We start from the raw sequence: 26,346 nt of genomic DNA on the forward strand, positions 1-26,346 counted from the left end.
GCCCCTTCAGGTGCCGCCGACCATTACACCGCCCCGCGCAGCGGATTGATGATCGGGATGTCGAAAAAATCCTTCTCATTGTCGGTGACGACGGTGCAGCCATGAGTCTCGGCGACGGCGGCGATGATCATGTCGAGCCCACTGCGCGGCCGACCCCGAGCCTTGCCGTCCGCCATCAACCGCGCCCAGATCAGGCCGGCATTCTCGTCGAAAGCCAGCACGCGGCCCGCGAACAGCGCCTGAGGGCCCTCCGGCCCGGAAAACCAAGCGTCGAGGCTATCGCGGCGCTTGCCGGCCGGCTTCTCCAGAACTCCCCGGCGGATTTCGGCGACCGTCAGCGACGCAACAAAAAGATCCTCGTCGGCCTGTTCGCTCATCCAGGCGAGCAGGGAGTCCGAAGGGGCCGGTTTCGCAATGTCGCTGATGATGTTGATATCGAGAAGGTAGCGCATCAAAAACGGACCTTACGTCCTTCCTCGCTGGAGCGGGTCAGATCGAGACCTGCGCCCACGAGGGGAGAGCGGCGAAGCGCGGCCAGGATGCCGCCCTTCCTTGGTGGCTCGCCGGTGACGATTTGACTGACCGCCGCGCGGAGACGCGAAGCCTCGGGACCGTCTTCGGCGAGGCGGCGCGCCAGCGATCTGATGAATTCGCGGTCGGCATCGCGACCCAGAACCTCGAAGCGCGCGAGTCCGCGCTCGCCGAGGCGGGATCGATAATTCTGTATCGCGCGCTTCTGCGAACTGCTCATGACCATCTCCAGACTATGTCCTGTAATATAGCCAGATGGCGCGTCTTGCCAAGTCCGCGGCTGGGTGAGGGCGACCTGGCATCGGCCTGCGTCAACGCTAAGGTCGGTTTGGACCGGCGCCCGTCGCCCGCACCAGGAAATCGAAGAATTTGGGGTCCGAGGCCCAGGCGACGTTGACGCGGATGCCTCGCTTCGTCGGTTGACGCTCCGGCGAAAAGACGGTGCCCGGCGCGATGAAGATCCCTTCGCGGGCGCCCTCGCGGGCAAGCGCGATATCATCGATATGATCTGGCAGTTCGAGGTAGACGTAATAGCCGCCGGTCGGCTCGGCAAAAAGCTTGAGGCCCGTCTTCTGCAGGCGGGGGACGACCGCCTCCGTCGCCTGGCGCACGCGTTGGGCGAGCCGCTTCAGGTGGCGCCGGTAGTGGCCTTCGCTGATCAGCCCATGGATCAACCGCTCGATATGTCCCGAACTGTTGACGGTGGTCAGCATCTTCAACTCGGCCAGCGAGGCGATCAGGTCGGGACGCGCCGCGATGTAACCGCAGCGCAGGCTGGCCGACAGCGTTTTGGCGAAGGTGCGCACGCAAATGACGTTGCGCAACTGGTCGAGCGGAGCCAGGCCCACGCCATGTACCGTCGGCAGATCGATGAACGGATCGTCCTCGACCACCAGCATGTCATATCGCGAAGCGATGGTCAGGATCGCATGGGCTGTGGGAAGGTTGGTCGAGCTGCCGGTCGGATTGTGCGCCAGCGACTGGGTGAAGAAAATCTTGGGCCGCTCGCGCTCTGCCTTTTGGGCGAGGTCTTCGGGGTCCGGGCCGTTGGCGGTCCTTCGCACGCCCACCATGCGGACCTGGGCCAGCTTCAGCTTGGCGAACAACGGATAATAGCCGGGGTCGTCGACCAGCACGGTGTCGCCGGCGACCAGGAAGCGGCGGATGATCAGGTCGAGCGCGTGATTGGCGCCGAATGTGAGCAGGATCTGCTCGGGCGTCGCCTGGATCTCGCGCTCCATCAGGTCGAAGGCAAGCCGCTCGCGCAGTGCGGGCAGGCCCATTGCCGAGCCGTATCCGTCGCTGCTGGAGCGGTGGTTCCTGCCCAGCAGGCCGAGATGGCGCCGCACCTCCGATTCCTCCATCCACGATGCCGGCGGGCGGCCATCGCCGACCCGGATGGAGAAGCTCTCCTCCAGTTGCGCGTTGAGCAGCGAGGCGATGTCGACGGCCTCGGCCACGTGCAGCGGACGCTCGCCGGGCCGCTGCCGGGGGCGTTCGGCCACGGTGAAGCCGGCACCCGGCCGGGAGAGTGCAATGCCGGCGGAGACCAGACGGTCATAGGCATCGACGATCGTGTTCTTGGAGACGTCGAACTGGCCGGCGGCCTTGCGGATCGACGGCAGCTTGGCGCCGGCGGCGAGAGAGCCGGCATCGATGCGCCTCCTGATCTCGTTGGCCACGGCCTCGGCGCGCGTCATCCTCGCTCCCTATTCGCGGTGTGCCCAGAAATGAGCTGGTACAGTTACCGACTGTTTCTCAAAACCGTACCTTGTCTGATGGTATCAGTTGGGCGATAGGTCGCTCAACAAGAAAAGTGCATTCGCAGGGAGGCGACGGTCATGGGAGCAGTCTTGGGCGGCGTCGAGCCGCGACTGAATTCCCGCATCGAGAAGTTTCGCGCCTTGTCGCCGGCCGATCGCCTGGCGACGATCGGCGATGCCGCAGGGCTTGCGCAAACCGACCTCGATGCGCTGCGCGGAGGCGGCGTCCTGCCGCTCAACCTTGCCGACGGCATGATCGAGAATGTGGTCGGCACGTTCGAGATACCACTCGGCGTCGCCACCAATTTCACCATCAACGGCCGCGACTATCTGATCCCGATGGCGGTGGAGGAACCCTCCGTCGTCGCCGCCGCGTCCTACATGGCGCGCATCGCCCGCGGCTGCGGCGGGTTCGAAACCTCGAGCACTGCGCCTGTCATGCGGGCGCAGGTGCAGATACTGGGCCTCTCCGACCCGCATGGCGCGCGCGTCCGGCTGCTCGCGGGGCGCGACGAGATCGTGGCCGCGGCCAACGAAAAGGACCGCATCCTGGTCGGGCTCGGCGGCGGTTGCCGCGACATCGAGGTGCAGGTCTTCGAAGACACTCCCGTTGGGCCGATGGTGGTGCTGCATCTGCTTGTCGACGTGCGCGACGCGATGGGGGCCAACACGGTCAACACCATGGCCGAGGCGGTCGCGCCGATGATCGAGCGCCTATCCGGCGGCGTGGTCCGGTTGCGCATCCTTTCCAATCTGGCCGATCTGCGCCTGGCGCGTGCCCGGGTCCGACTGACGCCGGAAGCGCTTGCGACCAAGGACTTCACCGGGGAGCGCATGGCCACCGGCATTGTCGAGGCCTGCGCGCTGGCGCTGGTCGATCCCTATCGCGCGGCCACGCACAACAAGGGCATCATGAACGGCATCGATCCGGTCGTGGTCGCGACCGGCAATGACTGGCGCGCGATCGAGGCCGGGGCCCATGCCTGGGCGGCGCGCGGCGGGCGCTACACGTCGCTCAGCCACTGGGAACTCGATGCCGGCGGCGCGCTTGTCGGCACGCTGGAAATGCCGATGGCGCTCGGCCTGGTCGGCGGCGCCACCAAGACGCATCCGGCGGCACGCGCCGCGCTGAAAGTGCTTGCTGTGAAGACCGCGCAGGAGCTTGCCGAGGTCGCCGTTGCGGTCGGTCTCGCACAGAACATGGCGGCGCTGCGCGCGCTTGCTACCGAGGGCATACAGCGCGGCCACATGGCGCTTCATGCGCGCAACATCGCGATCGTGGCGGGAGCCGTCGGCGAGGATGTGGACAAGGTAGCGATGGAGCTCGCGGCCAATCATGACGTCCGCGTCGACCGCGCCAGGGAGATCCTGGCGAGACTGAGCAAAGAGAAGGCCTGAGCGGTGAGCGAAGCGACCGCAAACCCGGGACCGCGCCTGCCCACCCTGCTGAAAAGCCAGGAAGGCATCGTCCTGGCGCTGGCGGTGCTGGCCTTCGCTCTGTTTTCGTTCCTGCTGCCGTCCTTCTTCAGCGCCGGCAACCTCCTGGCTCTCGTGCGCAGCGTCTCGATCCTCGGCATCCTTGCGCTCGGCATGGCGCTGGTGGTCATAGCCAGGGGCATCGACGTGTCGCTGATCGCCACCATGGTGGTTTCGGTGTCCTGGGCGTTCGTGATCGCGCGCTCGGGTTATTCACTCGAGTTCGCGCTGCTGATCGGCGCCTTGTTCGCCATCACCGCCGGCGTGCTCATCGGCTCGCTGATCGCCTTCGGCGAGGTGGCGCCCATCTTCGCGACGCTGGCCGCCGGCTCGGTCATCTACGGCCTGGGCAGGACCTTCTTCTTTACGCTGGAGATGCAGAACGTGCCGCCTGGCGCCGGATGGTTCTCGCTGATCGGCAAGGGCCGCGTCCTTGGCGTCCCGGTCACCGTGGTGGCTTTCGCGGCGCTCTGCCTCGTGCTCCATCTCGTGCTCAGCCGCACGCGGTTCGGCTGGCAGATCTATGCGATGGGCAACAATCCGGCCGCCGCCAAGATCACGGGCATCGCCTATCGGCCGATGGTCGTCGCGCAATATGCCATCAGCGCCCTGATCGCCTATGGGGCGGGACTGATTCTTGCCTCGTCGGCTTCGGCGATCAATGCCCGGCTTTTCAACTCGACGATGATCTACGACATCCTGCTGGTCGTGGTGTTGGGCGGGATCGGCCTCAATGGCGGCCACGGCAAGGTCCGCAATGTCATCCTGGGCACGGTCTTCGTCGGCATCCTGCTCAACGGCATGACGATCATGAACATCGACTACACGATCCAGAACCTGGTCAAGGGCGTGGTCCTGCTTCTGGCCATCGTCATCGATTCCCTCGTCAACCCGCGCGACGAGCAGACATCCCAGCAAGGGGATCTCTGAGGAGCCAATTTCAACATCAACTGCAATGGGAGGAAACCATGCGACTTCTGAAGACAACAAGATGGCTGGCCGTGGCCTGCATCGCGCTTACCGGGATCGTCACGGCGAGCGCGCAGGACAAGGGCCTAGAGAATCCGCGCTCGACCACGTTCCGCAAGACGCTTGAAGGCAAGAAGGTCGTCTTCCTGCCGCTGTCGATGGGCTTCGACCTGACGGAAGGCTGGGCGGCGGTGATGCGGCAGCAGGCCAAGCGCCTGAACTACAGTTTCGAGATTCGCGACCCGGCCTGGAGCACCGATGCCGGCACCAAGGCGCTGCAGTCACTGATCAGCGAAAAGCCCGATCTGATCGTCGCGCACAACCCGGACATCCAGTCCTACGCCCGGCTGCTGGCGCAGGCGCAGGCGGCCGGCATCAAGGTGGTGCAGATCAATCTGGAATCGAACACGCAGACCGATTCCTATGTCGGCGCCGACTGGACCGAGATCGGCGAGCAGGCGGCTCAGGCCGTGGTCGACAAGTGCAGCCCCGGCAAGGGCGTATCGACCAAAGTCGCCATCGACACCGGTGTTCCGACAGCAGCCTCGGACGTCTTCCAGCTCGACGGCATCTACCGCGTGCTGAACCAGCATCCCGACATCCAGGTCGTGTCGCAGCAGGCCACAGAATATAATCCGGAGAAGGCGCGGTCGATCATGGACACGGTGCTGCAGCAGCATCCGGACCTGTGTGGCGCCATCGGCATCTGGGACAATCAGGACACCGGCACGGCGTCGGCCATCCAGCAGGCCGGCAAGGGCGGCCAGGTGTTCCTGGTGACCAGCGGCGGCGGCAACAAGGTGGGCTGCGAGAATGTCGAGAACGGCCTCTTCAACCTCTACATCAGCTATAACGTGCCGCTGCAGGGCGAAATCCTGAATGCGGAAATCGCGCGGTTGCTACTGTCCGACAGCGCCGCGGGAGAGACCAAGACGCTGTACTTCAATCCGCTCACCCAGATCACCAAGGCCAATGTCAACCAGCGCAATTGCTGGACCCTGGACGATCTGAAGTAACGGACAACGGAACCGATGGCCGCCAGCGACACGCTTCTGCGACTGCGATACCGGTTCGTGCCGGATCGCCTGTTCGGAGAACTCCTCACCAAGAGCTGGATTGACAACGTCATTCCCGCACTGGCGCTGGTGGCCACGGTTCTGATCATGGTCTGGATCATTCCGGGCTTCCTGTCGGTCGGGACGTTCTCGGATCTTGCCCGGCAGTTGTCCGAGTTCGGGCTGGTCGCACTGGCGCTGACGATCGTCATCCTGTCGGGCGGGATCGACCTCTCGGTCGGTTCGATGTTCGCGCTTTGCGTGCTGGCCGCCTTGGTGTCGATGAATGTGCTCGGCCTGCCGGTCGGCGTGGCGCTGGCGGCGACGCTTGCCACGGGCATTGTCTGCGGCCTCCTGAACGGGGTCCTGATCGGCTATCTCAGGCTGCGCGCCTTCATCACCACGCTGGTGACGCTGGTCATCTACCGCGCGCTCTACGACATCATCTTCCCGCGCGTGGCCAGCGCGATCGTCGGTTCGATGCCGGTGTCACCGACATGGGACCTGATCGGCTTCGGATCGTTCCACGGCGTGCCCGTCTCATTCATCATCTTCGTGGTGATCGCTGTGGGCGCGCATATCCTTCTGTCTCGCCTGAGGCCAGGCTGGCGCCTGCGCGCCGTCGGCGGTGCGCGCCGCTCCGCCTACAATGCCGGCATCAACGTCAAGCTCACCGTCTGCCTCGCCTATGTCGCCTCGGGCATACTGACGGCGACGGCGGCCTTCCTGTTCTCCGCCCGGCTCGGCAGCACCGGCGCCGACACTGGCATCGGGATGGAGATCGCGGTGCTGACGGCGGTCGTGCTGGGTGGCGTTTCGCTCGGCGGCGGCCGCGGCTCGGTCGGCAATGCGGTGATCGGCTCGATCCTGGTGCTGATCCTGACCAGCGGCCTCATCCGCCTGTCGATGCCCGGCTCGGTCAACCAGCTGATCCTCGGCCTGGTCTTGATCGCGGCGGTGCTCTTCGACGCCAAATGGGTAAAGAACCGCGGCAAGCTCCTGAACAAGGTCTATATATCGCCGACCTACCTGAAGCTTGCCGAGCAGAAAGCCCGCGACGAGAACGACGTGCTGGCCGTCAACGACAGGCTTGGCGCCACGCAACTGATCGGGCTGGGTCAGGTCGAAGGGCCCGAAGACGTGGTGCTCGACCGGGACGACAATCTCTACACGGGTACCCGGCACGGCACGATCGTGCGCTTCCTGGCGCCCGACTATGCGCGCAGCGAGGTTTTCGCCCGCATCGGCGGTCACCCGCTGGGTCTCGCCTTCGCGCCGAATGGCGATCTGCTGACCTGCGTCGGCGGCATGGGCGTCTACCGCGTCGCGCCCGATGGCAAGGTCGCGAAGGTCACCGATGAAACCAACCGCAGCCTGCTCTCGGTGATCGACGATTCCCGCTTGCGGCTTCCCGACGACCTCGACGTCGCGCCCGACGGGCGCATCTTCTTCAGCGAGGCGACGATCCGCTATGAAATGTCGGAATGGGCGGTCGATGCGCTGGAGGGCAGGGGCAATGGCCGCCTGATCTGCCATGACCCGAAGACCGGCTCGACGCGCACCATGCTGCGCGGCCTGATCTTCCCCAATGGCGTCACCATCTGCCGCGACGGCCAGTCGCTGCTGTTCGCCGAGACCTGGGCGTGCCGCATCAACCGCTATTGGTTCGACGGGCCCAACAAGGGCAAGCGTGAAATCTTTCTCGACAATCTTCCCGGCTATCCCGACAACCTCAACCGCGGCTCGGACGGCACCTACTGGATCGCGCTGCTCGGCATGCGCACCAAGACCTTCGACCTGGCGATGCGCAAGCCCGCCTTCCGCCGCCGCATGGCCAGGCGCATCGCCGCCGATGAATGGATGTTTCCCAACATCAATCGCGGCTGCGTGCTGCGCGTCTCGGCAAGCGGCGAGATCATCGACGCGCTGTGGGATCAAGCCGGCGAGAACCATCCCTCGATCACCTCGACCTGCGAGCACAAGGGCTGGCTCTATCTCGGCGGTGTGTCCAACAACCGCATCGGCCGCGTCCGCATCGAAGGCGCCGACCCGGAATGGACATCGCAGGGCGATTATTGGGGGAAGCGCTGATGGGCCTTGGCGCCTTTGTCCGCGGGCTGTTCACGTCCGGCGACGCCGGCATCAGCGTTCCGGCGATGGACGGCATCTTCAAGCCGAACAACCGGCTGGAGGAGGCCGAGCGCCTGCTGTCGCTTCCGACAATCGACAATCTTGCCGCGACCTCAGGCGGCTTGCTGTGCAGTGCCGGGCCCAGGCTGTTGCGGATCGATACGAATGGCGCCAGCGTGGCAGCGGTCGAAATCGCGGCCTTTTCCGCGCCAATCACCTTTGTCGCCTCGGCCCCGGATGGGCGGCTAGCTGTCGGCGTCGAGGGCGACGGACTACACGTCGGCCAGCCGGGCGGGTGGCAGCGCGTCGATCTGCAGGGCGCGAACCGGTCCTGCCTGACAGCCGGTGCTTTCGCGCCTGATGGCACGCTTTTCGTCTGCGTCGGCTCCCGCGACCATCCGGCGCGCGACTGGAAACGCGATCTGATGGAGGGTGGCGCCAGCGGCGTGCTGGTCGCGGTCGGCGCGACCGACGGATCAAGTCGGGTGATCGCGAGCGGGCTGGCCTTTCCCAACGGTGTCGCACTGCTCGGCGACGGTCGCCTGGCGGTCAGCGAAAGCTGGCGCCACCGCATCGTCGCGCTCGACCCGAAATCCGCGTCGCGTCCGGTGGCCATGTTAGAAGATCTGCCGGCCTATCCGTCGCGGCTTTCGCCGGCTTCCGGCGGCGGCCTGTGGATGGCGCTGTTCGCGCCGCGCCGGCAGTTGTTCGAACTGGTGCTGCGCGAGCACGACTATCGCCGCGAGATGATGGCGACGATCGATCCCGACGAATGGATCGGACCGGAGCTTGCTGGATCGGCCAGGCCCGACCAGCCGCTCAGCCAGGGTTCGGTGCGACAGATGGGCGTGCTGAAGCCATGGGCGCCGTCGCGCTCTTATGGCCTCGTCGCTCGTTGCGACGAGAACGGCGTACCGCGGGAAAGCTGGCACAGCCGCGCCGACGGGGCCATGCACGGCATCACCTCCGTGTGGGAACATGGCGGCGACGTCTATGCCACCTCGCGCGGATCGGGCACGCTGCTGCGCCTGGCTGCGACAAATGACGGCGGGTCCGCGCATGGATGAGATCGTCGAGTTTCGCAAGGCGACCAAGGAATTCCGCGGCAATGCGGCGGTTCGCGACGTCGATTTCACGCTGCGGCGCGGCGAAGTGCACGCCTTGCTCGGCGAAAACGGCGCCGGCAAGTCGACGCTGACCAAGGTGCTGGCCGGCCTCTATCCGCTGACCTCGGGCGACATGCTGCTCGACGGCAAGCCGGTGAATTTCTCGTCCCCCGCCGAGGCCATGAAGCATGGCATAGCCATGGTCTTCCAGGAGACCAACCTCGTTCCCTCCATGAACGTGGCCCAGAACATCTTTCTAGGCGACGAGGGGTTTTTCAACCGGCTGCGCGGCGTCAACATCAGGGCGCAGCAACATCTCCAGCGCCTGAACTTCCATGTCGAGCCGACGGCCCTGGTCTCGACGCTGGGCGCGGCCAAGAAGCAGATGGTCGAGATCGCCCGCGCCGTCCACCACAAGGCGCGCATCTTCATCTTCGACGAACCGACCGCCACGCTGACGCCGGAAGAGAAGCAGCACTTCTTCGCCCTGGTCGAGCGGCTGAAGGGCGAGGGCGCCTCCGTCATCTTCATCTCCCATGCGCTGGAGGAGGCGCTGTCGATCGCCGATCGCATCAGCGTGCTGCGCGACGGGGCGCTGATCGTCACCGGCGATGCAAGCGATTTCACCCGCGAGAAGATCGTCCAGGCCATGGTCGGTCGGCAGCTGACCGCCACGCTCTATGGCGACGATGCCGCCAGGCGTGTCGCGCGCTCTCCCGGCGAAAAGGTGCTGGCGCTCGAGAATGTCTCGATGGGCAAGGCCGTCCGCAGCGCCACCCTGTCCGTGTTTGCCGGGCAGATCACCGGTCTCTTCGGGCTGGTCGGAGCCGGCCGCACCGAAATGATGAAGATTGCCGCCGGCGTTCTGAAGCGCGATGTCTTCCATGGCGGTCGCATCAAGCTGCGTGGCGAGACGGTGCGCTTTCGCGTGCCGCGCCAGGCCGTGCGCCGTGGCGTCGCCTATATTACCGAGGACCGCAAGCTCGACGGCCTGTTCGACACGATGGGTGTCGCCCAGAACGTGTTCCTGGGCAAGCTGGCGAAGGGATCCAATCCGGTTTCGCTGATCGGCATGAGCGAGGCAAGGCGGCAATCGGCCGAATGGATCGAGGCGATGAAGGTTCGCTCGATCGGCGGCGACGCCAGGGTCGTGGAACTGTCGGGCGGCAACCAGCAGAAGGTGGTGATCGCCAAATCGCTGATCCAGGAGCCGTCGCTGATCATCTTCGACGAGCCGACGCGCGGCGTCGATGTCGGCGCGATCGCGGAGATCCACCGGATGATCGAGAAACTCGCGGATGCGGGCGCCGCCGTCGTCGTCATCTCGTCCTATCTGCCCGAAATCCTCAATCTGTCGGACCGCATCCTGGTCGCGCGCCAGGGGCGCATCGTCGAGGAGATGACCATCGACGAGGCGTCCGAAGAAAAGATCATGTATGCGGCCGTCCACTGAACGCAGCGGAGCCAAGCGACAGGCTACGATCGTCGAGGTCGGCCCGCGCGACGGGCTGCAGAACGAGAAGCGGCTTGTCTCGACGGACCAGAAGCTGAAGCTTATCGGCATACTGGCCGATTGCGGTTTCGCCCGCATCGAGGCGACGGCCTTCGTTTCCCCGAAATGGGTGCCTCAGATGGCCGACCATGGCGCGGTGATGCGCGGCGCGGCCCGGCGCGCCGGGCTCGTCCTTTCCGCCCTGGTGCCCAATGAGCAGGGCGCGCGGGCGGCGATCGCGGCGGGCGCCCAGGAATTGGCTGTGTTCACCAGCGCCTCGGAGACGTTTTCGATGCGCAATACCAATTGCAGCATCGAGGATGGTCTGGCCCGCTTCGTGCCGGTGATCGCACTGGCCGCCGAGCACGGCCTGCCGGTGCGCGGCTATGTATCCTGCGCGGTCGATTGCCCCTATGAAGGCCCGATCCAGCCCGGCGCCGCGGCAAAGGTCGTGGCGAGGCTGCGCGACCTCGGCTGCGCGGAGATCGCGGTCGCCGACACGATCGGCAAGGCAACGCCCGATCGTGTGCACGCCATGGTGCTGGCCGCCCTCGAAGAGGCGGAGGCCGAGCAACTTGCCGGCCACTTCCACGATACGGGTGGAATGGCGCTGGCCAATGTCGACGCCGCCTGGGATCTCGGGCTGAGGGTCTTCGATTCCTCCGTCGGCGGGCTTGGCGGTTGTCCCTACGCGCCGGGCGCGGCCGGCAATCTGCGCAGCGGCGCGCTGGTTGGGCATTTCGCGGCGAGGGGCATCGAAACCGGCATCGATCAAGCTCTGCTGGCTTCCCTGGAAGACAGGCTTGCAGCGGTCATTTTCAGCGAGCAATAAAGATCTCCGGGTGCGTTTGCGGGAGTCGCGTCCAAGCCAGATCGCGTACCGGCAATCGCAGGCCCCCGCTGCCGATCACCGAAGGCGCAACACGTCCCCGCCGCCCGGTCGCCCATCCTACATTCACTATCAGGCCAGTGAAGATTGACTTGGATGGCGCGTTGGTCGATCCTTTGAATGCGTCGAATTGCCAGGCCCGCCGCGGCAGGCAAGGGAAATGGACGCAAGTGGCGTCGCTTGTTAAGGGGTGCATTGGTTGGTCCGCTGGGACGGCGCGATCCACTCGGCAGTGAAGTGGAAGGATAATGGGATTGTCTCAGGAAAGCGGCGCGAGGCGCAAGCGTGGCACCAAGGCCGAGCAACGGGCCGAGACGATCGAGCAGATTCTCGACACCGCCGAATATCTGTTCTCGAAGCATGGGCTTCACGGGGTCGCCCTCAAGGATGTCGCCAAGGCCATCGGCGTGCATCACACGCTGATCAACTACTATTTCACCGACAAGAAGATGCTGTTCGATGCCGTCTTTGCGCGCAGGGCGGCGGTCACCAGCGACCGGCGCATGAAGGCGCTGGCCGATTACGATGAAGCGACGAAAGGCAAGCCCACGGTGGAAGGCGCGTTGCATGCCTTCCTCGACACCGATCTCGACCTCTACATCGAAGGCGACGAGGGCTGGAAGAACTATGCGGCGCTTGGCGCCCAGGTTGCGAACACGCCGCAATGGGGCGCCGAACTGATGGACAAGCATTTCGATCCGGTGGTGCTGCGGCTGATCGAACTGCTCAAGAAGGCGCTTCCCGGCTCCGCCGAGGAGGACATTTTCTGGGGTTATCATTTCGTCACCGGCGCGTTGATGCTCACCCTTGCGAGAACCGGCCGTATCGACAAGCTGTCGGGCGGTTTATGCCAGTCGGATGACTTCGTCGCCGTCAAGCAAAGGATGGCGACCTTCATGGCCGCGGGCATCCGCTCCATCTGCGTCAAGCCGGCGACCTGAAGCCAAGGCAAAGCTCGCATTCGTCGCCACTTGGCCGGCTGACACTGGCGTTGGCGGGCTAACGCTACCGTCATCCGTGTCCCACTGCAGCTGAGGCGCCTGCGCTCCTGGCGATCCTGTTGCAGCCCGAGCCTTTCATCCTCCGCAATTGCTGAGTGCTGCGAACGCAGTGGCATGTCCAGCGCTGTGAACAATGATATTCGCTATCTTGTTAGTGAATGTAGTTCTTGCTATCACTTCGCCTGGGAGGAGAGGACATGTCACGCAAGCCAAGGATTGCGAGCGTCATCCGCGCGTATCGCGCGATGAGCCCTGCATTGCTCCTCCTGCGGGCCGTCACGCGTCCCGCGCTTGGGCGGTGCCTGCCGTGACGGCAACGGCTCTCTCGAAAATGGTCGGCAGCCGCGAGGGCGGCATTCTCGAACGTGTCGTGCTGGCCGTGACTTTCGGGCTGGTCGTCCTGTTTGCCGTCTTCATCGATGGGTTTGCGACGACGGGAAACCTCCGGGTCGTGCTGTCGAATTCCGCCTCGCTGGTGATGCTCAGCTGCGGCATGGCCGTGGTGATCATTTCGCGAGGCCTCGATCTTTCCCTCATCGCCCAGATGGTGGCGGGCGCGACCATCTTCAGCGTCATGGTCTCAGGCGGCAGCCCCGCATCCGTGGCGCTGCTGGTCGCGATCGTCGCCATGGCTCTTGTCGGCTTCGTCAACGCGTTCCTGATCGCCTATGTGGGGATCTCGGCCATGCTGGCGACGCTGGCCTCGGCGATGTTCGTCACCGGCGTGTTCCGCTTCGCCATCCTGCGCGGCGAATTCATCCTGCTGCTGCCGAAGTCGAACCCCGCTGTGATGTTCCTGGCCGGGAACATCCTTCCCGGCGTGACGGTGCCGGTGGCGCTGATGATCGTCACCCTGATCGCGACCGCGCTGCTGCTGAAGGTGTCGACGGCGGGCAGCGTCATCTACGCCATGGGCGACAATTACCAGGCTGCCCGCCTGACCGGCCTGCCGGTGCGACGGGCAACCGTCATCGTCTATGTCTTTGCCTCGATCACCGCGCTTCTGGCCGGTCTCGTCACCTCGGCGGCAAGCGGCGCGGTCGACTTCCGCACCGTCAGCAGCGGAACCCTTTTGTTCGACGTGATCCTGGTGGTGGTGCTGGGCGGCATACCGCTCAGGGGCGGGCGCGGCGGCATCAGGAACATTCTTATCGGCGCGGCCCTGATCGCCGTCCTGCGCAATGGCATGACGCTGATGAACTTCACCACCCAGACGCAGGACGCGCTGCGGGGGCTGGTCCTGATCCTGGCGATCGTCATCGATAATTACCTCAACCCCAGGGATACCGAAACCGACACTGTCGGCGATCTCTAAGACTGAAAACAACCAAGGAGGAGAACATGGACTACACAATCGTGAAACGCATCCGCGGCGCGGCAATGGCGCTGGTGCTGAGCGCTTCCGTGGCGCTCGGCTCGGCCGGAACGACGTCGGCCGGAACCGATATCGCCGGCAAGAAGGTGATCTTCATCCCGATCGCCATGGGCATCTCGCTCACCGAAGGCTGGGCGCGCCGCATGAAGGAGGATGCGGCGCTTCATGGCTACACGCTGGAAATCCGCGACCCGGCCTTCAGTAGCAGCGCGATGGCCGAACTGCTGGCCAAGGCGATCAGCGAGAAGCCCGACGTTCTCGTCGTCCACAATCCGACCGTCCAGCTGCTGGCGCGGCAGATCAAGCAGGCCGAGGCCGCCGGCATCAAGGTGCTGCAGCTCAACCTGCAGTCCAACCAGCCTTCCTCCGCCTTCGTCGGCGCCAACTGGACGCGCATCGGCCATGACGTCGCCGAGGACATCGTCAAGGAATGCGGCGCCGGCTCCGGCAAATCGGGCAAGGTGGCGATCATCCCCGGACAGCTGACGGCGGCCGACAGCGTCATGCTGAACGATGCCGCCTTCAAGGTGTTCAAGGACCATCCGGAAATCCAGGTCGTCTCCAACCAGGCGTCCGACTGGGAGCCCGAGAAGGCGCGCCAGATCACCGCGACCGTGCTGCAGCAGAACCCCGACCTTTGCGCCATCTTCGGCCATTGGGACGTCCATACGATGGGCGCCGGCCACGCCGTCAAGGACGCCGGGCTCGAGGACAAGGTGCTGGTCTACGCCACGGGCGGCGGCGACAACGTCACCTGCAAGGCGGTTGAGGACAAGATCCTCGACCGCGTGTGGAGCTACGACGCCGACGGCCAGGGCCGCGATGCGGCCACGATGATCGACCTGCTGCTGCAGGGAGCTTCCGCGAAGGACGGCTCCATGCTCAGCGTGGATTCGCCCATGAAGATCATCAAGGCTGGGCCGACATACGACGCCAGCCTGTGCTGGAAAATGTAAGCGGCGGCCGATCGTCAGAATAACACGCGTGCGGGGCTCCCGGAGCCCCGCCGTCCATCGCCTGGAAAGCGCCATGCCCGCCCAAATCGACTTCGCCAGCCTGCCGAAGCAACATGTACCCCTTTGGGTCGTGTCGCCGCGTCGCGTTCTGGCGGACATTCTGGCCAAGGGCTGGATCGAGAGCACCATTCCGTTCCTCGCCCTGCTGTGCGTGCTGGTCGGGATCGCGCTGACGACCGACGACTATTTCTCCCCGGCCAATCTTCAGAACCTCGCGCAATACGCCGCCGATGGCGGCCTCGTGGTGCTGGCCCTGCTGATCGTCGTGGCGGCCGGCGGCATCGACCTTTCGGTCGGATCGAACTTCGCCATGTCGGCTTTCGTCGCGCTCTACTGCTTCCACATCCTGCAACTGCCGGTCCCAGCGGTGCTGCTGCTCGCCCTTGCGTCGGGGGCCGTGGTCGGCACGGTCAACGGGATCGTTGCCGGCCTGCTCGGCTGCGGCGCGCTGCTGACGACGCTCGGCACCATGATCGCCGTCAGGGCGCTGTTCGCGATCGCCGCGCAGGCCGAACTGGTCGAGATCTCGACCAGCAGCCGCACCGACGATCTGTGGGACTGGATCGGCTTCGAGAAATTGCTAGGCGTGCCGATCGGCGCCTGGTGCCTGATCATCGTCTCGGTGCTGGTGTTCGTGCTGTTTCGCCAGCTCCGGTTCGGCTGGCATATCCTTGCCGTCGGCGGCAACCGCAAGGCGGCGCGCCATGGCGGCATCCCGGTCCGGACGACCGTCTTCCTCGCCTATCTGCTGGCCGGGCTGATCGTCGGGCTCGCCGGCTTCCTGTTCGCCGCCCGCCAGAACAGCATCAGCGTGGCCGATACCGGCATCGGCATGGAGTTCTTTGCGCTGACCGCGCTGGTCGTCGGCCTGGGCGGCTTCGTGCCCGGCAAGGGGTCGCCCGTGACGGCGCTGATCGGCTTCGCGACGATCTACCTCCTCAACAACGCCATGATCAATGCCGGTTATCGCGGCGACTTCGTCCAGATATGGATGGGCGGCATCATCATCCTCATCCTGACGATCGACGTCAGGTTCCGCAAGAACCGGCACCGGTTGCTGGCCTCGACCTATCTCGATCCGGTGGCGCTCGACGCCGGACCCGTGCAGGGCATGAAAGGTCTGATGCCCAACGAGATCGAACCAAAGCTCAGGGCGGCGCAAATCCTGGCCTCCGGCAGGGTCGACGGACCCGAGGACGTCATCCTCGACGCCGAGGGCAATCTCTATTGCGGCAACCGCAATGGCTGCATCCTGAAGATCGCCGCGCCCGATTATTCCGACGTCAGCGTGCTGGCCAAGATCGGCGGACGTCCGCTCGGCCTGGCGTTCGACCGGGAAGGGCGGATCGTGACATGCGTGGCCGGCATGGGCCTGATCCGCGTCACCATGGAAGGCGCGGTCGAATTATTGACGGACGAAACGAGCCGCAGCCTGTTCAGCGTGCAGGACGACACGGCGATCCGCATGGCGGACGATCTCGATATCGCTCCGGACGGCGTCATCTACTTCACCGACGCGACCAAGCGCTACGACATCGACAATTGGGGATTGGACCTCCTGGAGGGACGGCCCAATGGCCGCCTGCTCAGCTTCGACCCGAAGAGCCGCAAGACCCGGACGGTGTGCGACAATCTGCTGTTCCCGAACGGCGTCTGCCTGACGCATGACGGCAAGCATCTGCTGGTCGCCAGCACATGGGCCTGCTCGATCCTGATCTTCGACCTGGCCAGGCTGTCCGACGGGCCGCGCGTGTTTCTCAGCGGGCTGCCGGGCTACCCCGACAACATCAACCGGACGTCGGATGGGGGCTACTGGGTCGCCTTGGCCGGCATGCGCAACCCGATCTTCGACAAGGTCCTCAAATATCCCGAATTGCGGCGGCGCATGACAAGGCGCGTACCGCCGACGAACTGGCTTTTCGGCAATCTCAACATTGGCGGCGTGCTCAAGACGGACGGCCTCGGCAAGGTTGTCGATGCACTCTGGGACGCCCCAAACGGTCCGCTCTACATGATCACCTCGATGCGCGAGCATCGGGGCGCGCTGTTCCTCGGCGGCGTTACCAACGATAAGATCGGCCGCCTTGCTCTCGACGGCGCCGATGCGGGTTGGACCGGGCCGGCGAGCTATTGGGGGAGGACCGGCTGATGCTGTTCGCGTCCAAGGCCAGGCAAGCCCCTGGAATGACCCTGGAGGGCATTCTCGGGCCCAATGATCGGCTGGACCAGGCGCCCGGCATGCGGGCCGAGCAGCCCGAGGCCATGTGCGTCTGTCCCGACGGGCAGCTGCTCTTCAGTTCCGGCATGCGCATCCATCGCCTGCGCGCATGGGGCAACCAGGCTGAGCTCTGGGCCGCGTTCGACCGGCCGGTGACGGCGCTGTCATGCGGCGCCGACGGGCTCGTCGCGGTCGGCCTGGAAGGCGGCGCTCTCAAAGTGCTTGATCCCGGCGGCCGCCCCGTCGAAGGCTGGTCCGTCCCGTCCGATCTCGTGTCGGTGACGGACTGCCTGTTCCTATCCAGGGACGAGATCGCCGTCGTCGACAATGGCTACCGCGATGACCGGGATGTCCTGTCCGTCGCGCCCTGGGACGAGACGGCGGGCGGCAAGGTGGTGGTGATCCACCGCTCCGGCGAACCGCGTGTCCTGGCGCGGGGGCTGCATTGCCCGATGGGCATCGCTCCGGATTTGTCCGGCGGCTTCATCGTCTCGCAACTCGAGCGGGCCGACCTCGTCGATGCGTCTGGCCGCGCGCTGCAGCCGGGCTATCCCGGCTATCTCGGGCGCATACGCAGGACGGACACCGGCTATGTGATGGCCTGCCTGTCGAGGCGCGATCCCCTGATCGAATTCCTGAAGAACGAGGAGGTATTCGTGGCCGACATGAAGGCCGATCTCGAGCCGCGCTACTGGATCTCGCCGCGCGCGACGCCGGAGTTCAGCCATGACTTTCCGATCGAACTCGGCGCCGCCCGGCTCTTCGGCGACGTGAAACCCTGGGCGCCGTCCTTTTCCTACGGGCTGGTCATCGAACTGGACGAGAAGCTGATGCCGGTCGCCTCGGCGCATTCGCGCGCCAATGGAAGCCGCCACGCCATCTGCGACGTCTGTTCGTGGAACGGCGAGCTGATCGCCATCAGCCGGGCCAGCAGCGAGATCCTGAACCTTGGCCGCGGGAGCCCGATGCCATGATCGCCCAGCCGGTCGTCAGCCTTGAGAACGTCACCAAGACCTATGGCAACACAGCAGCGCTTGCCGGCGCGAATTTCGACCTGATGCCGGGCGAAATCCACGCGCTGGTCGGCGAGAACGGCGCCGGCAAGTCGACGCTTTGCAAGCTGATCGCCGGGGTAGTCACGCCTTCCGAAGGCGTGCTGATGATCGACGGCCAGACCGTCACCTTCTCCTCGCCCAAGGATGCCAGCCGGCTCGGGATCTCGATGGTCTACCAGGAGACCAGCCTGGTGCCGCAGCTGACCGTGGCGCAGAACATCTTCCTTGGCCGCGAGCGCGTGTTCAATTCCGTGCGGCATGTGCGTAGCGCGGCCCGCCAGGTGCTGCAGCGGCTGAACTTCAAGGTCGATCCCTCGCAACTGGCAGGCACGCTCTCGGCGGCCAAGCGGCAGATGGTCGAGATCGCGCGCGCCGTGTTCAACCAGGCAAGGGTGATCATCCTCGACGAGCCCACCGCGGCCCTCACTCCGGAGGAAACCGACCATCTGTTCGACCTGATGCAGTCGTTGCAGAAGAGCGGCGTGGCGATCATCTTCATTTCGCATGCGCTGGAGGAGGCCCTGACCTATGCCGACCGCATCTCCGTGCTGCGCAACGGGCGGATGATGACGACCGGTCCGGCGGCGGATTTCGATCGCGCCAAGCTGATCCACCACATGATCGGCGACGAATTGAAGGAGCAGGGCAAGATGCCGGTGGCGAGGCGGCCGCCACGGTCCGCGCTGCCGGTGCTGCGGGTCGAGAACATCCGCATGGGCAGCATGGTCAACAACATGTCGTTCTCGATCTTCCCGGGTGAAATCACCGGCCTCGCGGGCCTGATCGGTTCGGGCCGAAGCGAGGTCGCCAAGGTCATCATGGGCCACACCAAGCGCAATTTCGGCGGCGGCCGCATCTGGCTCGATGGCCGCGAGGTGCGTTACGGCGTGCCGGCCCAGGCGGTCGCCGACGGCATCGCCTATATCAGCGAGGACCGGAAGCTGGACGGCTTCTTCGACACGCTGAGCATCGCGGAAAATATCGGTCTGGGCTGGCTGGCCAAGTTCGGCGGACGCCGGCTCATCACGCCGCGGGCGAGAATGCGAACCCTGGCCCGCGAATGGGTGGACAGACTGTCGATCCGCAGCATCGGCGTCGAGCGGCCGGTCCTGTATCTTTCGGGCGGCAATCAGCAGAAGGTGGTCATCGCCAAATCGCTCATCCAGAATCCAAGGCTGGTGATCTTCGACGAGCCGACGCGCGGCGTCGATGTCGGGGCGATCGCCGAGATACGCCAGATCATCCGCGGCTTCGCCGACAGCGGCGCCGGCGTCATCCTGATCTCGTCCTACCTGCCTGAAATCCTGGACACGTGCGACCGGATCCTCGTCGCCAAAAGCGGCACGATCGCCGCGGAGTTCTCACGCGCCGAAGCAAGCGCCGCCAGTATCCTCAACGCCGCCATCCACTGAGAGCATCGGTTCGATGAAGCGGCGGCAGGGGGAACATGGACATACAAGGTCGATTGAATTGCTAACTGGCTTGATAGTGAATATCGGCGAATCGAGGCGCCGCTGATGGACGGCACCATGCAGCCCTATGCGCTGACGCTGGAGAAATTTCTGCAGCATGCGGCAAGGTGGCATCCCGACGCGCAGGTGGTGACCGCACGCGCGGACGGCACCTGCGACAGGATCGGCTATGCCGCGCTGATGCAGCGCAGCATGAAGATTTCGGCTGTGCTGCAGGGTTTCGGCATCTGCGCCGGCGACAGGATCGCGACGCTTGCCTGGAACAGCCACGCCCATGTCGAGGCCTGGTTTGCGATCATGGGCATGGGCGCGGTCTGCCACACGCTCAACCCCCGCCTGACCGGCGCGCAGCTCGCCGCGATGGCAAGCCTGTCCGAGGCCCGCATCCTCATCGTCAGCGCCGACCTCCTGCCGCTCGCCACGGAGATTATCGCCCACGGCACCGCGATAGACCATGTCTGGGTGATCGACGGGTCGCGTGATTTCGTTGCCGATCCTCCGCATGAATCGCTCGACCGCCTGATCGCGCAATCGCAAGGCGAGGTGGCCTGGGGCGATTTCGACGAGACGGCGCCCTGCGGGCTTTGCTTCACCTCGGGCACGACCGGCGCCCCCAAGGGCGTCACCTACACGCACCGCTCGAGCTTTCTGCACACATTGCGCGTGTTGCAGGCGGATGTGATGGCGATTACGGGCGCCGACAGCGTGCTCGCGGTCGTGCCGATGTTTCATGCCAATGCCTGGGGGCTTCCCTTCGCCGTGCCGGCGGTCGGCGCCAAGCTGGTGCTGCCGGGCCGCGCGGTTGACGGCGCCAGCCTGGCAAGGTTGATCGTCGAGGAGGAGGTGACCATGGCGGTGGGGGTGCCGACCGTCTGGCTCGGTCTTGTAGAACATGTCGAGGCGACCGGCGGCAAATTGCCGACGCTCAAGCGCATCACGGTCGGCGGAGCGCCTATCGCGCCGGCGCTGATGGAGCGGATCGAGAGCCGGCTCGGCGTCAAAGTGCAGACGAGCTGGGGAATGACCGAGCTCTCGCCATCCGGCACGGTCGCGCCGCCCTACGAGCCGTCGCGGGCGCCGCTGTCCGGGCGTCCCGCCATCGGCGTCGACCTGCTGCTCACCGATGCCGAGGGACGTGCGCTGCCGGTTCAGCGTGGCGTCGAGGGACAGTTGCGCGTGCGCGGGGCCGCCGTGGTCGAACGCTATTTCGGCCAGGATGAGAAGGCCACCGACGCGGAAGGCTGGTTCGCGACCGGCGACCTGGCGCGGATCGACGGGCAGGGGAACCTCGCCATCACCGGCCGGGTCAAGGACCTGATCAAATCCGGCGGCGAATGGATCAATCCGGCTGAGATCGAGGCGGTGATCGGTGCCTTGCCGGAGATATCGCTGGCTGCGGTGATCGGACGGCCGGACGCCAAATGGGGGGAGCGGCCGGTCCTGTTGGTCGAGATGCGCGAAGCCCGGACGATCAGCGATGAAGCCCTCTTGGCCTCCCTGCGGGGGAGGGTCGCGTCCTGGTGGATTCCCGACGCGATCCATCGCCTGCCGCGCATGCCGCTGGCGGCCACCGGCAAGATCGACAAGCTGAGGCTGCGGGCCGAATATGGCGGCGGCTGAAATATGCTATCCATCCCGTCGAAAGGGCTGGCATAATCTTCGCTATCTTGTGAGTGAATATTAGTTTTGCTAGGTCGATGCCGTCAAAATCGGAGGTTCAGCCGGATGTCAGTCAAGGGACGGATCGCGATCGTGACCGGTGCGGGCGGCGGGCTTGGCCGCGCTCACGCCATGTACCTGGCGCGGCAGGGCGCGACGGTGGTGGTCAATGATCTGTCACGTGAGGCGGCCGATCGCGTGGTGACGGAAATCATTGCTGCCGGGCACGAGGCCATCGCCATCGCGGCATCGGTGACCGACGAGGCCGCCGTCGCCGGGATGGTCGAGCAGACTGTGCAGCAGTTCGGCCGCGTCGACATCCTGATCAACAATGCCGGCATATTGCGCGACAAGAGCTTCGCGAAGATGAGCCTCGACGATTTCCGCCTGGTGCTCGACGTCCACCTGATGGGCGCGGTGATCTGCTCGAAGGCGGTGTGGGAGATCATGCGCGAGCAGCGCCATGGACGGATCGTGATGACGACCTCCTCGTCCGGGCTCTATGGCAATTTCGGCCAGGCAAATTATGGCGCGGCCAAGATGGCGCTGGTCGGGCTGATGCAGACGCTGGGGATCGAGGGGGAGAAATATGGTATCCGGGTCAATTGCCTGGCGCCGACCGCCGCGACGCAGATGACAGATGGAGTGCTGTCTAAACAGCATCTGGACCTGCTCGATCCGGCGCTGGTCAGCCCGGGATTGCTGGCGCTTGTCGGTGAGGACGCTCCAAACCGGGCGATCCTGTGCGCAGGCGCCGGTCATTTCGCGCGGGCCAACATCACCCTGACGCAAGGGATCCATATTGGCGCGGGCGTGGATGCCGGCGAACCGGTGGTCCGCGACTGGGATGCGATCTCGGAGCGCGCCGGCGAGATCGTGCCCGAATACGGCTTCATGCAGGCCGAGCGTGAGCTTGCCAGCGCCGAGGTCGCTCCGGCCAAGGCGGTGCGGTCATGATGCGCGACGCGGTCATCGTCTCGACGGCGCGGACGCCGATCGGACGCGCCTATCGCGGCGCGTTCAACGACACGCCGGCGCCGACGCTCGCGGCGCACGCCCTAAACGCGGCGGTCGAGCGTGCCGGCGTCGCAGCGGAGGAGATCCAGGATTGCCTGCTCGGCTGTTCCCTGCCGCAGGGTGTGCAGCAGACGATCGGCCGCATGGCGGCCCTGCGCGCGGGCTTCCCGGTGACGGTGCCGGGAATGACGATCGACCGGCAATGCTCGTCCGGGCTGATGACCATCGCCACCGCAGCCAAGCAGATCATCGTCGACCGAATGGACGTCATCGTCGCCGGCGGCGTGGAATCGATCTCGCTGGTGCAGACGCACGAACTGCGGACCACGCCGGACCCGGCGCTGGCCGCGATGCATCCAGATGCCTACATGCCGATGCTCGAAACGGCGGAAGTCGTGACGCGACGCTATGGCATCGCGCGCGAAGCCTGCGACCTCTATGCGCTGTCCTCGCAGCAACGCACCGCGGCAGCCCAGGCTGCCGGTCGGTTCGACGCCGAGATCGTACCGACAACGGCGACGATGAAGCGGGTCGACAAGGCGACAGGAGACGTCATCTTCGGCGAGATCGTCCTCGGTCGCGACGAGGGCGCGCGGCCCGACACGTCGCTCGCGGGCCTCACCGCGCTGAAGCCGGTGATCCCGGGCGGGACGGTTACGGCCGGCAATGCCAGCCAGCTGTCGGACGGGGCGTCGGCCTGCGTCGTCATGGAAGCGCGGCTGGCGGAGCGACGCGGCCTTACGCCGCTCGGCCGCTATGTCGGCATGGCGGTCGCCGGCACTAAGCCGGACGAAATGGGCATCGGGCCGGTCTTCGCGGTGCCGCGCCTGCTCGAGCGCTTCGACCTGTCGATGGACGATATCGGTCTTTGGGAGCTCAACGAAGCCTTCGCAGTCCAGGTCCTCTATTGCCGCGACCGGCTGGGCATCCCCGATGAACGGCTCAACGTGAATGGCGGCGCAATCTCGATCGGCCATCCCTATGGCATGTCAGGCGCCAGGATGGTCGGCCACGCCCTGCTCGAAGGCAAGCGGCGCGGCGTGCGATACGTCGTCGTCACCATGTGCGTCGGCGGCGGTATGGGAGCAGCCGGGCTGTTCGAGGTGCTGTAGGCGTCCTGTTGGGCGTTTCGGATTCGAACGACGGCCGTGCCCACGAGACGCTGCCATGGCGACGAAAGACGCGCTCAGCAGATTTGGGCGTCGCTCCAATGACATGTGATCGAGGCTAGGCGATAATATCGCGGATCAACGAGGCGAGGGGAGTTTCGTCGCCGGCGAAGCTGTCAATCATCGCTTGCATCACGCGATCACGCTCAAGGACGTTGGCATCGAAAGTGAATCCGGCATGTTCGGCAAGCATGGCGAGTAACGTCAGTTGCGTGCGACCGTTGCCTTCGCGAAAAGGATGCACTGCGTTGAGTTCGGCGAGGATATGGGCCATCAGCGCTGCAAACGCGTCGGCGTCGAGATTGGCCAGGGCATCCGGGTCGCCGAGTTTGCGAAACACACGCTGCATCTCGACGTCTATATACTCCGGATAAGCAAACCAATTGCCGCCCTTGCCGATGCGGATGGTGCGCAGTTCACCGGCCCAGTCGTAGACGTCCTGGAACAGATGGCGGTGCAACTCGAGATAGTGAGCATAGTCCAGGTTGCCAGCCGGCAGCGGCTCATCGGCACGGGTCAGGAATAAGGCCAATTCGAACTCATCGAGCTCATCCTGGCTTTCGATACCAAGTAGATTCCGCAGCACGGTCGTGCCGGGGTAGCACAATGGGTCGGTGTCGGCGGCGTAGGTCACGGCGCCTATTTCTTGCGGATCTGTTCCTTGATTAGCGTGCGGCGCTCATCGCCGAGCAGACCTCGGCTGGCGCTCTCGGTCAAGATCCTGCCCATACGTGCCGAGACCTTCAGGTCTTCGACCTCACTGATTTTCGCCCCACGGCTGCTGCCGAGCAAAAAATGGCCGGTTTTCGCGGATCGACCGGTCCTGGAGTTTGGTGATTTCATAGGTGGATTCTACCATATGATTGGCGCATCGGCCAAGAGCGATCCGGTCTTCGAAGGGCAAACAGGTGATAGCCTAGAAATCTGCGATTGACACCAAACCTACTAGTAGGTAGGTATGCTGCATGAGCAATCTTGTCATGACTTCCGATCAAATCCTGGCCTCGGCGCGGAGCTTCATCGTTTCCGGCGGCTATAATGGTTTCAGCTACGCCGACATCGCTGGCGTGGTGGGGATCCGCAAGGCGAGCATCCATCATCACTTCCCCAGCAAGGTCGACCTCGTCCGCACACTGGTGGCGCGTCATCGCGAGCAGGCGGAAGCCGGCATGGCGGAATTGGAACGCAAGGTTCCCGATCCGCTCGCCGTCCTGCAGGCCTATGCCGGCCATTGGGCGAAGTGCATCGAGGACGCGACCGTCCCGTTTTGCGTCTGCGCGCTGCTGGCCAGCGAACTACCGGCGCTGCCGCCGGAGGTTGCCGTCGAGGTGCGGGCTTACTTCCGGTTCCTGTCGTCCTGGCTGACCGAGGTTATGCGGCGCGGCGCGGAGCAGGGGGGCCTCCAATTCGCCGGATCGGCGGAAGTGGAAGCCGAAATCTTTATCGCTACCGTCCATGGCGCGATGCTGTCGGCGCGTGCCTGCGGCAATCCCGCCCTGTTCGAGGCAATCCTGACGCCAACCCTGCGGCGCCTGTCGACCACGATCCACTGACACGTGCTTGTGCGCGGCGGCGAGCCCCGCCGCCGCTCTCATATTGATACTTCAACAAACTACCAACTAGTAGGTAAGGAAACCGCTATGACACCTAGAATTCTGCCGGCGCTCGTCGCCATCAGCTTCACTCTATTTCCACTATGGAGCGGGCCCGCGCGCGCCGACGAGCAGAAGGTCCAGCAACTCCACGTCAGGGGAATGGTCGAAACCCTCGGTGCTTCGGTGCTGAAAGTGAAGACCCGGGAGGGCGAGACGCTTGACGTCGCCCTGGCCGATGGCTGGAAGGTCGCGGCCGTGGCACGGGCACAGGTCTCCGACATCAAGCCAGGCGATTTTGTCGGGATCGCCTCGATGCCAAGGCCGAGGGCGGCGACGGCGCGCTCGAAGTCCTCATCTTCCCGCCGGCGCTGCGGGGTGCAGGGGAGGGCAGCTATGGCTGGGACCTTAAGCCCCAGAGCACCATGACCAACGCAACCGTGGCCAATGCGGTCGAGGACATCCAGGGACGGACCCTGACCGTGTCCTACCATGGCCAGCAGAAGAAGATCGCCATCCCCGACGGCACGCCGGTCGTCACCCTGGCCGCAGCCACGAAGGACGACCTCGTGCCCGGCGCGGTGGTGTTCATCCTTGCTGAAAAAGCGGCCGGCGGCGTGCTCGGGCGCCAAGTCATGGTCGGCAAGGATGGCGTCGTTCCCCCGATGTGAAAGCACTCATCAATTGGCTATCGCGCCGGCGGCCCAGTGGATGCCGACGCGAGGCTTTGTCAACCAACTTATATGAAGGAAAATCAGATGCTTGCCATGACCAATGAATCCGATCCGGCGCGATCCTCCCGCGCCTGGCTGAAGAGCTATTATTTTACACGCTTTGCCGTTTCGGCGGCGTGGGTGGTTCTGGCCTTTGCGGTTGCCAAGACGATGCCTTTGGTGGCGGCACTCATGCTGGTCGCCTATCCGGCCTGGGACGCGGTGGCTAATTTCATCGACGCCCAGCGCACCGGCGGCCTGAGCCGCAACAAGCCGCAGCTGCTCAACTTCATCATCAGCGTCATCACCACCGTGGCGGTTGCCCTGGCGCTCGGCAGAAGCATGAATGCGGTGCTCGCCGTCTTCGGGATCTGGGCGGTCCTGTCCGGCATCTTCCAACTCGCCACAGCCATGCGCCGCTGGAAGTCCGGCGCCCAATGGGCAATGGTGCTGAGCGGCGCCCAGTCGGCGCTGGCGGGCATCTTCTTCGTCAAGATGGCGGGCGGAGCGGAGACGATCGACATCACCGATGTCGCGCCCTATGCGGCCTTCGGCTCCTTCTACTTTATCGTCTCCGCCATATGGCTGACGGTGAGCGAGGCGCGGCGCAAGCCGGCCCAGGCGCTCCGCTGAGAGCCTGGCCCGGCG

The 26,346-nt window shown here is 65.0% G+C and carries 23 protein-coding genes and 1 pseudogene; 19 read left to right on the forward strand and 5 right to left on the reverse strand.

Translation table 11 applies throughout. From position 1 onward, the window contains the following. Positions 1-23: 23 nt before the first annotated feature. From LB513_RS11270 to LB513_RS11280, 3 genes are all read right to left on the reverse strand, one after another. Positions 24-452 (reverse strand): type II toxin-antitoxin system VapC family toxin, encoded by a 429-nt coding sequence (locus tag LB513_RS11270; protein WP_224663571.1) that lies wholly within the window; start codon positions 450-452, stop codon positions 24-26. Further along, positions 452-751: a hypothetical protein gene (locus tag LB513_RS11275; RefSeq protein WP_224663572.1), complete on the reverse strand. Its 300-nt coding sequence runs from the start codon at positions 749-751 to the stop codon at positions 452-454. Before LB513_RS11275 ends, LB513_RS11270 begins: the two co-directional genes overlap by 1 nt. Before the next feature lie 97 nt (positions 752-848). Next, on the reverse strand, positions 849-2,231 hold the full coding sequence (locus tag LB513_RS11280) for a PLP-dependent aminotransferase family protein (protein ID WP_224663573.1): 1,383 nt from the start codon (positions 2,229-2,231) through the stop codon (positions 849-851). A gap of 141 nt (positions 2,232-2,372) precedes the next feature. Here LB513_RS11280 and LB513_RS11285 point away from each other — a divergent pair, with 141 nt between their 5' ends. From LB513_RS11285 to LB513_RS11360, 16 genes are all read left to right on the forward strand, one after another. Further along, positions 2,373-3,692: a hydroxymethylglutaryl-CoA reductase, degradative gene (locus LB513_RS11285; protein ID WP_224663574.1), complete on the forward strand. Its 1,320-nt coding sequence runs from the start codon at positions 2,373-2,375 to the stop codon at positions 3,690-3,692. Positions 3,693-3,695: 3 nt separating this feature from the next. Then, positions 3,696-4,700 (forward strand): ABC transporter permease, encoded by a 1,005-nt coding sequence (locus LB513_RS11290; RefSeq protein WP_224663575.1) that lies wholly within the window; start codon positions 3,696-3,698, stop codon positions 4,698-4,700. A 38-nt stretch (positions 4,701-4,738) separates the two neighbouring features. Beyond that, complete coding sequence (locus LB513_RS11295) at positions 4,739-5,755, forward strand: sugar ABC transporter substrate-binding protein (protein WP_224663576.1); 1,017 nt, start codon at positions 4,739-4,741, stop codon at positions 5,753-5,755. A 15-nt stretch (positions 5,756-5,770) separates the two neighbouring features. Further along, positions 5,771-7,885 carry an ABC transporter permease gene (locus LB513_RS11300; RefSeq protein WP_224663577.1) on the forward strand — a complete coding sequence of 705 codons (2,115 nt, stop codon included), beginning with the start codon at positions 5,771-5,773 and terminating at the stop codon, positions 7,883-7,885. Continuing rightward, positions 7,885-8,991 carry an SMP-30/gluconolactonase/LRE family protein gene (locus tag LB513_RS11305; RefSeq protein WP_224663578.1) on the forward strand — a complete coding sequence of 369 codons (1,107 nt, stop codon included), beginning with the start codon at positions 7,885-7,887 and terminating at the stop codon, positions 8,989-8,991. Before LB513_RS11300 ends, LB513_RS11305 begins: the two co-directional genes overlap by 1 nt. Further along, the gene (locus LB513_RS11310; protein ID WP_224663579.1) at positions 8,984-10,483 is read left to right on the forward strand and encodes a sugar ABC transporter ATP-binding protein; all 1,500 of its coding nucleotides are present in this window, start codon (positions 8,984-8,986) and stop codon (positions 10,481-10,483) included. Before LB513_RS11305 ends, LB513_RS11310 begins: the two co-directional genes overlap by 8 nt. Next, the gene (locus tag LB513_RS11315) at positions 10,467-11,354 is read left to right on the forward strand and encodes a hydroxymethylglutaryl-CoA lyase (protein WP_224663580.1); all 888 of its coding nucleotides are present in this window, start codon (positions 10,467-10,469) and stop codon (positions 11,352-11,354) included. The genes LB513_RS11310 and LB513_RS11315 overlap by 17 nt, the downstream gene beginning before the upstream one ends. Before the next feature lie 311 nt (positions 11,355-11,665). Next, a complete protein-coding gene (locus LB513_RS11320; protein ID WP_411962699.1) occupies positions 11,666-12,352 on the forward strand; it encodes a TetR/AcrR family transcriptional regulator in 687 nt (228 codons plus the stop codon). 367 nt (positions 12,353-12,719) lie between these two features. After that, positions 12,720-13,727 (forward strand): ABC transporter permease, encoded by a 1,008-nt coding sequence (locus LB513_RS11325; RefSeq protein WP_224663582.1) that lies wholly within the window; start codon positions 12,720-12,722, stop codon positions 13,725-13,727. 26 nt (positions 13,728-13,753) lie between these two features. Continuing rightward, positions 13,754-14,743, forward strand: coding sequence for a sugar ABC transporter substrate-binding protein (locus LB513_RS11330; RefSeq protein ID WP_224663583.1), 990 nt, complete (start codon positions 13,754-13,756; stop codon positions 14,741-14,743). Positions 14,744-14,816: 73 nt separating this feature from the next. After that, positions 14,817-16,952 (forward strand): ABC transporter permease, encoded by a 2,136-nt coding sequence (locus tag LB513_RS11335; RefSeq protein WP_224663584.1) that lies wholly within the window; start codon positions 14,817-14,819, stop codon positions 16,950-16,952. After that, the gene (locus LB513_RS11340) at positions 16,952-17,995 is read left to right on the forward strand and encodes a hypothetical protein (protein ID WP_224663585.1); all 1,044 of its coding nucleotides are present in this window, start codon (positions 16,952-16,954) and stop codon (positions 17,993-17,995) included. Before LB513_RS11335 ends, LB513_RS11340 begins: the two co-directional genes overlap by 1 nt. Beyond that, positions 17,992-19,488 carry a sugar ABC transporter ATP-binding protein gene (locus LB513_RS11345; protein ID WP_224663586.1) on the forward strand — a complete coding sequence of 499 codons (1,497 nt, stop codon included), beginning with the start codon at positions 17,992-17,994 and terminating at the stop codon, positions 19,486-19,488. The genes LB513_RS11340 and LB513_RS11345 overlap by 4 nt, the downstream gene beginning before the upstream one ends. Before the next feature lie 105 nt (positions 19,489-19,593). Continuing rightward, complete coding sequence (locus tag LB513_RS11350; RefSeq protein WP_224663587.1) at positions 19,594-21,168, forward strand: AMP-binding protein; 1,575 nt, start codon at positions 19,594-19,596, stop codon at positions 21,166-21,168. Positions 21,169-21,273: 105 nt separating this feature from the next. Further along, on the forward strand, positions 21,274-22,164 hold the full coding sequence (locus tag LB513_RS11355; RefSeq protein ID WP_224663588.1) for an SDR family NAD(P)-dependent oxidoreductase: 891 nt from the start codon (positions 21,274-21,276) through the stop codon (positions 22,162-22,164). After that, a complete protein-coding gene (locus LB513_RS11360; protein WP_224663682.1) occupies positions 22,164-23,336 on the forward strand; it encodes an acetyl-CoA C-acyltransferase in 1,173 nt (390 codons plus the stop codon). The genes LB513_RS11355 and LB513_RS11360 overlap by 1 nt, the downstream gene beginning before the upstream one ends. 115 nt (positions 23,337-23,451) lie before the next feature. Here the strand turns inward: LB513_RS11360 and LB513_RS11365 are convergent, their stop codons facing one another. Both LB513_RS11365 and LB513_RS11370 read right to left on the reverse strand, forming a co-directional pair. Continuing rightward, positions 23,452-24,027 carry a Fic/DOC family protein gene (locus tag LB513_RS11365; protein WP_224663589.1) on the reverse strand — a complete coding sequence of 192 codons (576 nt, stop codon included), beginning with the start codon at positions 24,025-24,027 and terminating at the stop codon, positions 23,452-23,454. A 5-nt stretch (positions 24,028-24,032) separates the two neighbouring features. After that, positions 24,033-24,236: a hypothetical protein gene (locus LB513_RS11370; protein WP_224663590.1), complete on the reverse strand. Its 204-nt coding sequence runs from the start codon at positions 24,234-24,236 to the stop codon at positions 24,033-24,035. 122 nt (positions 24,237-24,358) lie between these two features. Here LB513_RS11370 and LB513_RS11375 point away from each other — a divergent pair, with 122 nt between their 5' ends. The 3 genes and pseudogenes from LB513_RS11375 to LB513_RS11385 all read left to right on the forward strand — a co-directional run bounded on the left by LB513_RS11375 (position 24,359) and on the right by LB513_RS11385 (position 26,331). Beyond that, positions 24,359-24,946 carry a TetR/AcrR family transcriptional regulator gene (locus LB513_RS11375; protein WP_224663591.1) on the forward strand — a complete coding sequence of 196 codons (588 nt, stop codon included), beginning with the start codon at positions 24,359-24,361 and terminating at the stop codon, positions 24,944-24,946. Between the two features lie 87 nt (positions 24,947-25,033). Further along, positions 25,034-25,656 (forward strand): annotated as a pseudogene (locus LB513_RS11380) (hypothetical protein). Positions 25,657-25,752: 96 nt separating this feature from the next. Continuing rightward, entirely contained in the window at positions 25,753-26,331 is a 579-nt protein-coding gene (locus tag LB513_RS11385; RefSeq protein ID WP_224663683.1) for a DUF308 domain-containing protein, read from the forward strand. The last annotated feature ends 15 nt before the right edge of the window (positions 26,332-26,346 follow it).

This window comes from Mesorhizobium sp. ES1-1 (assembly GCF_020164785.1).
GTDB lineage: Bacteria > Pseudomonadota > Alphaproteobacteria > Rhizobiales > Rhizobiaceae > Mesorhizobium.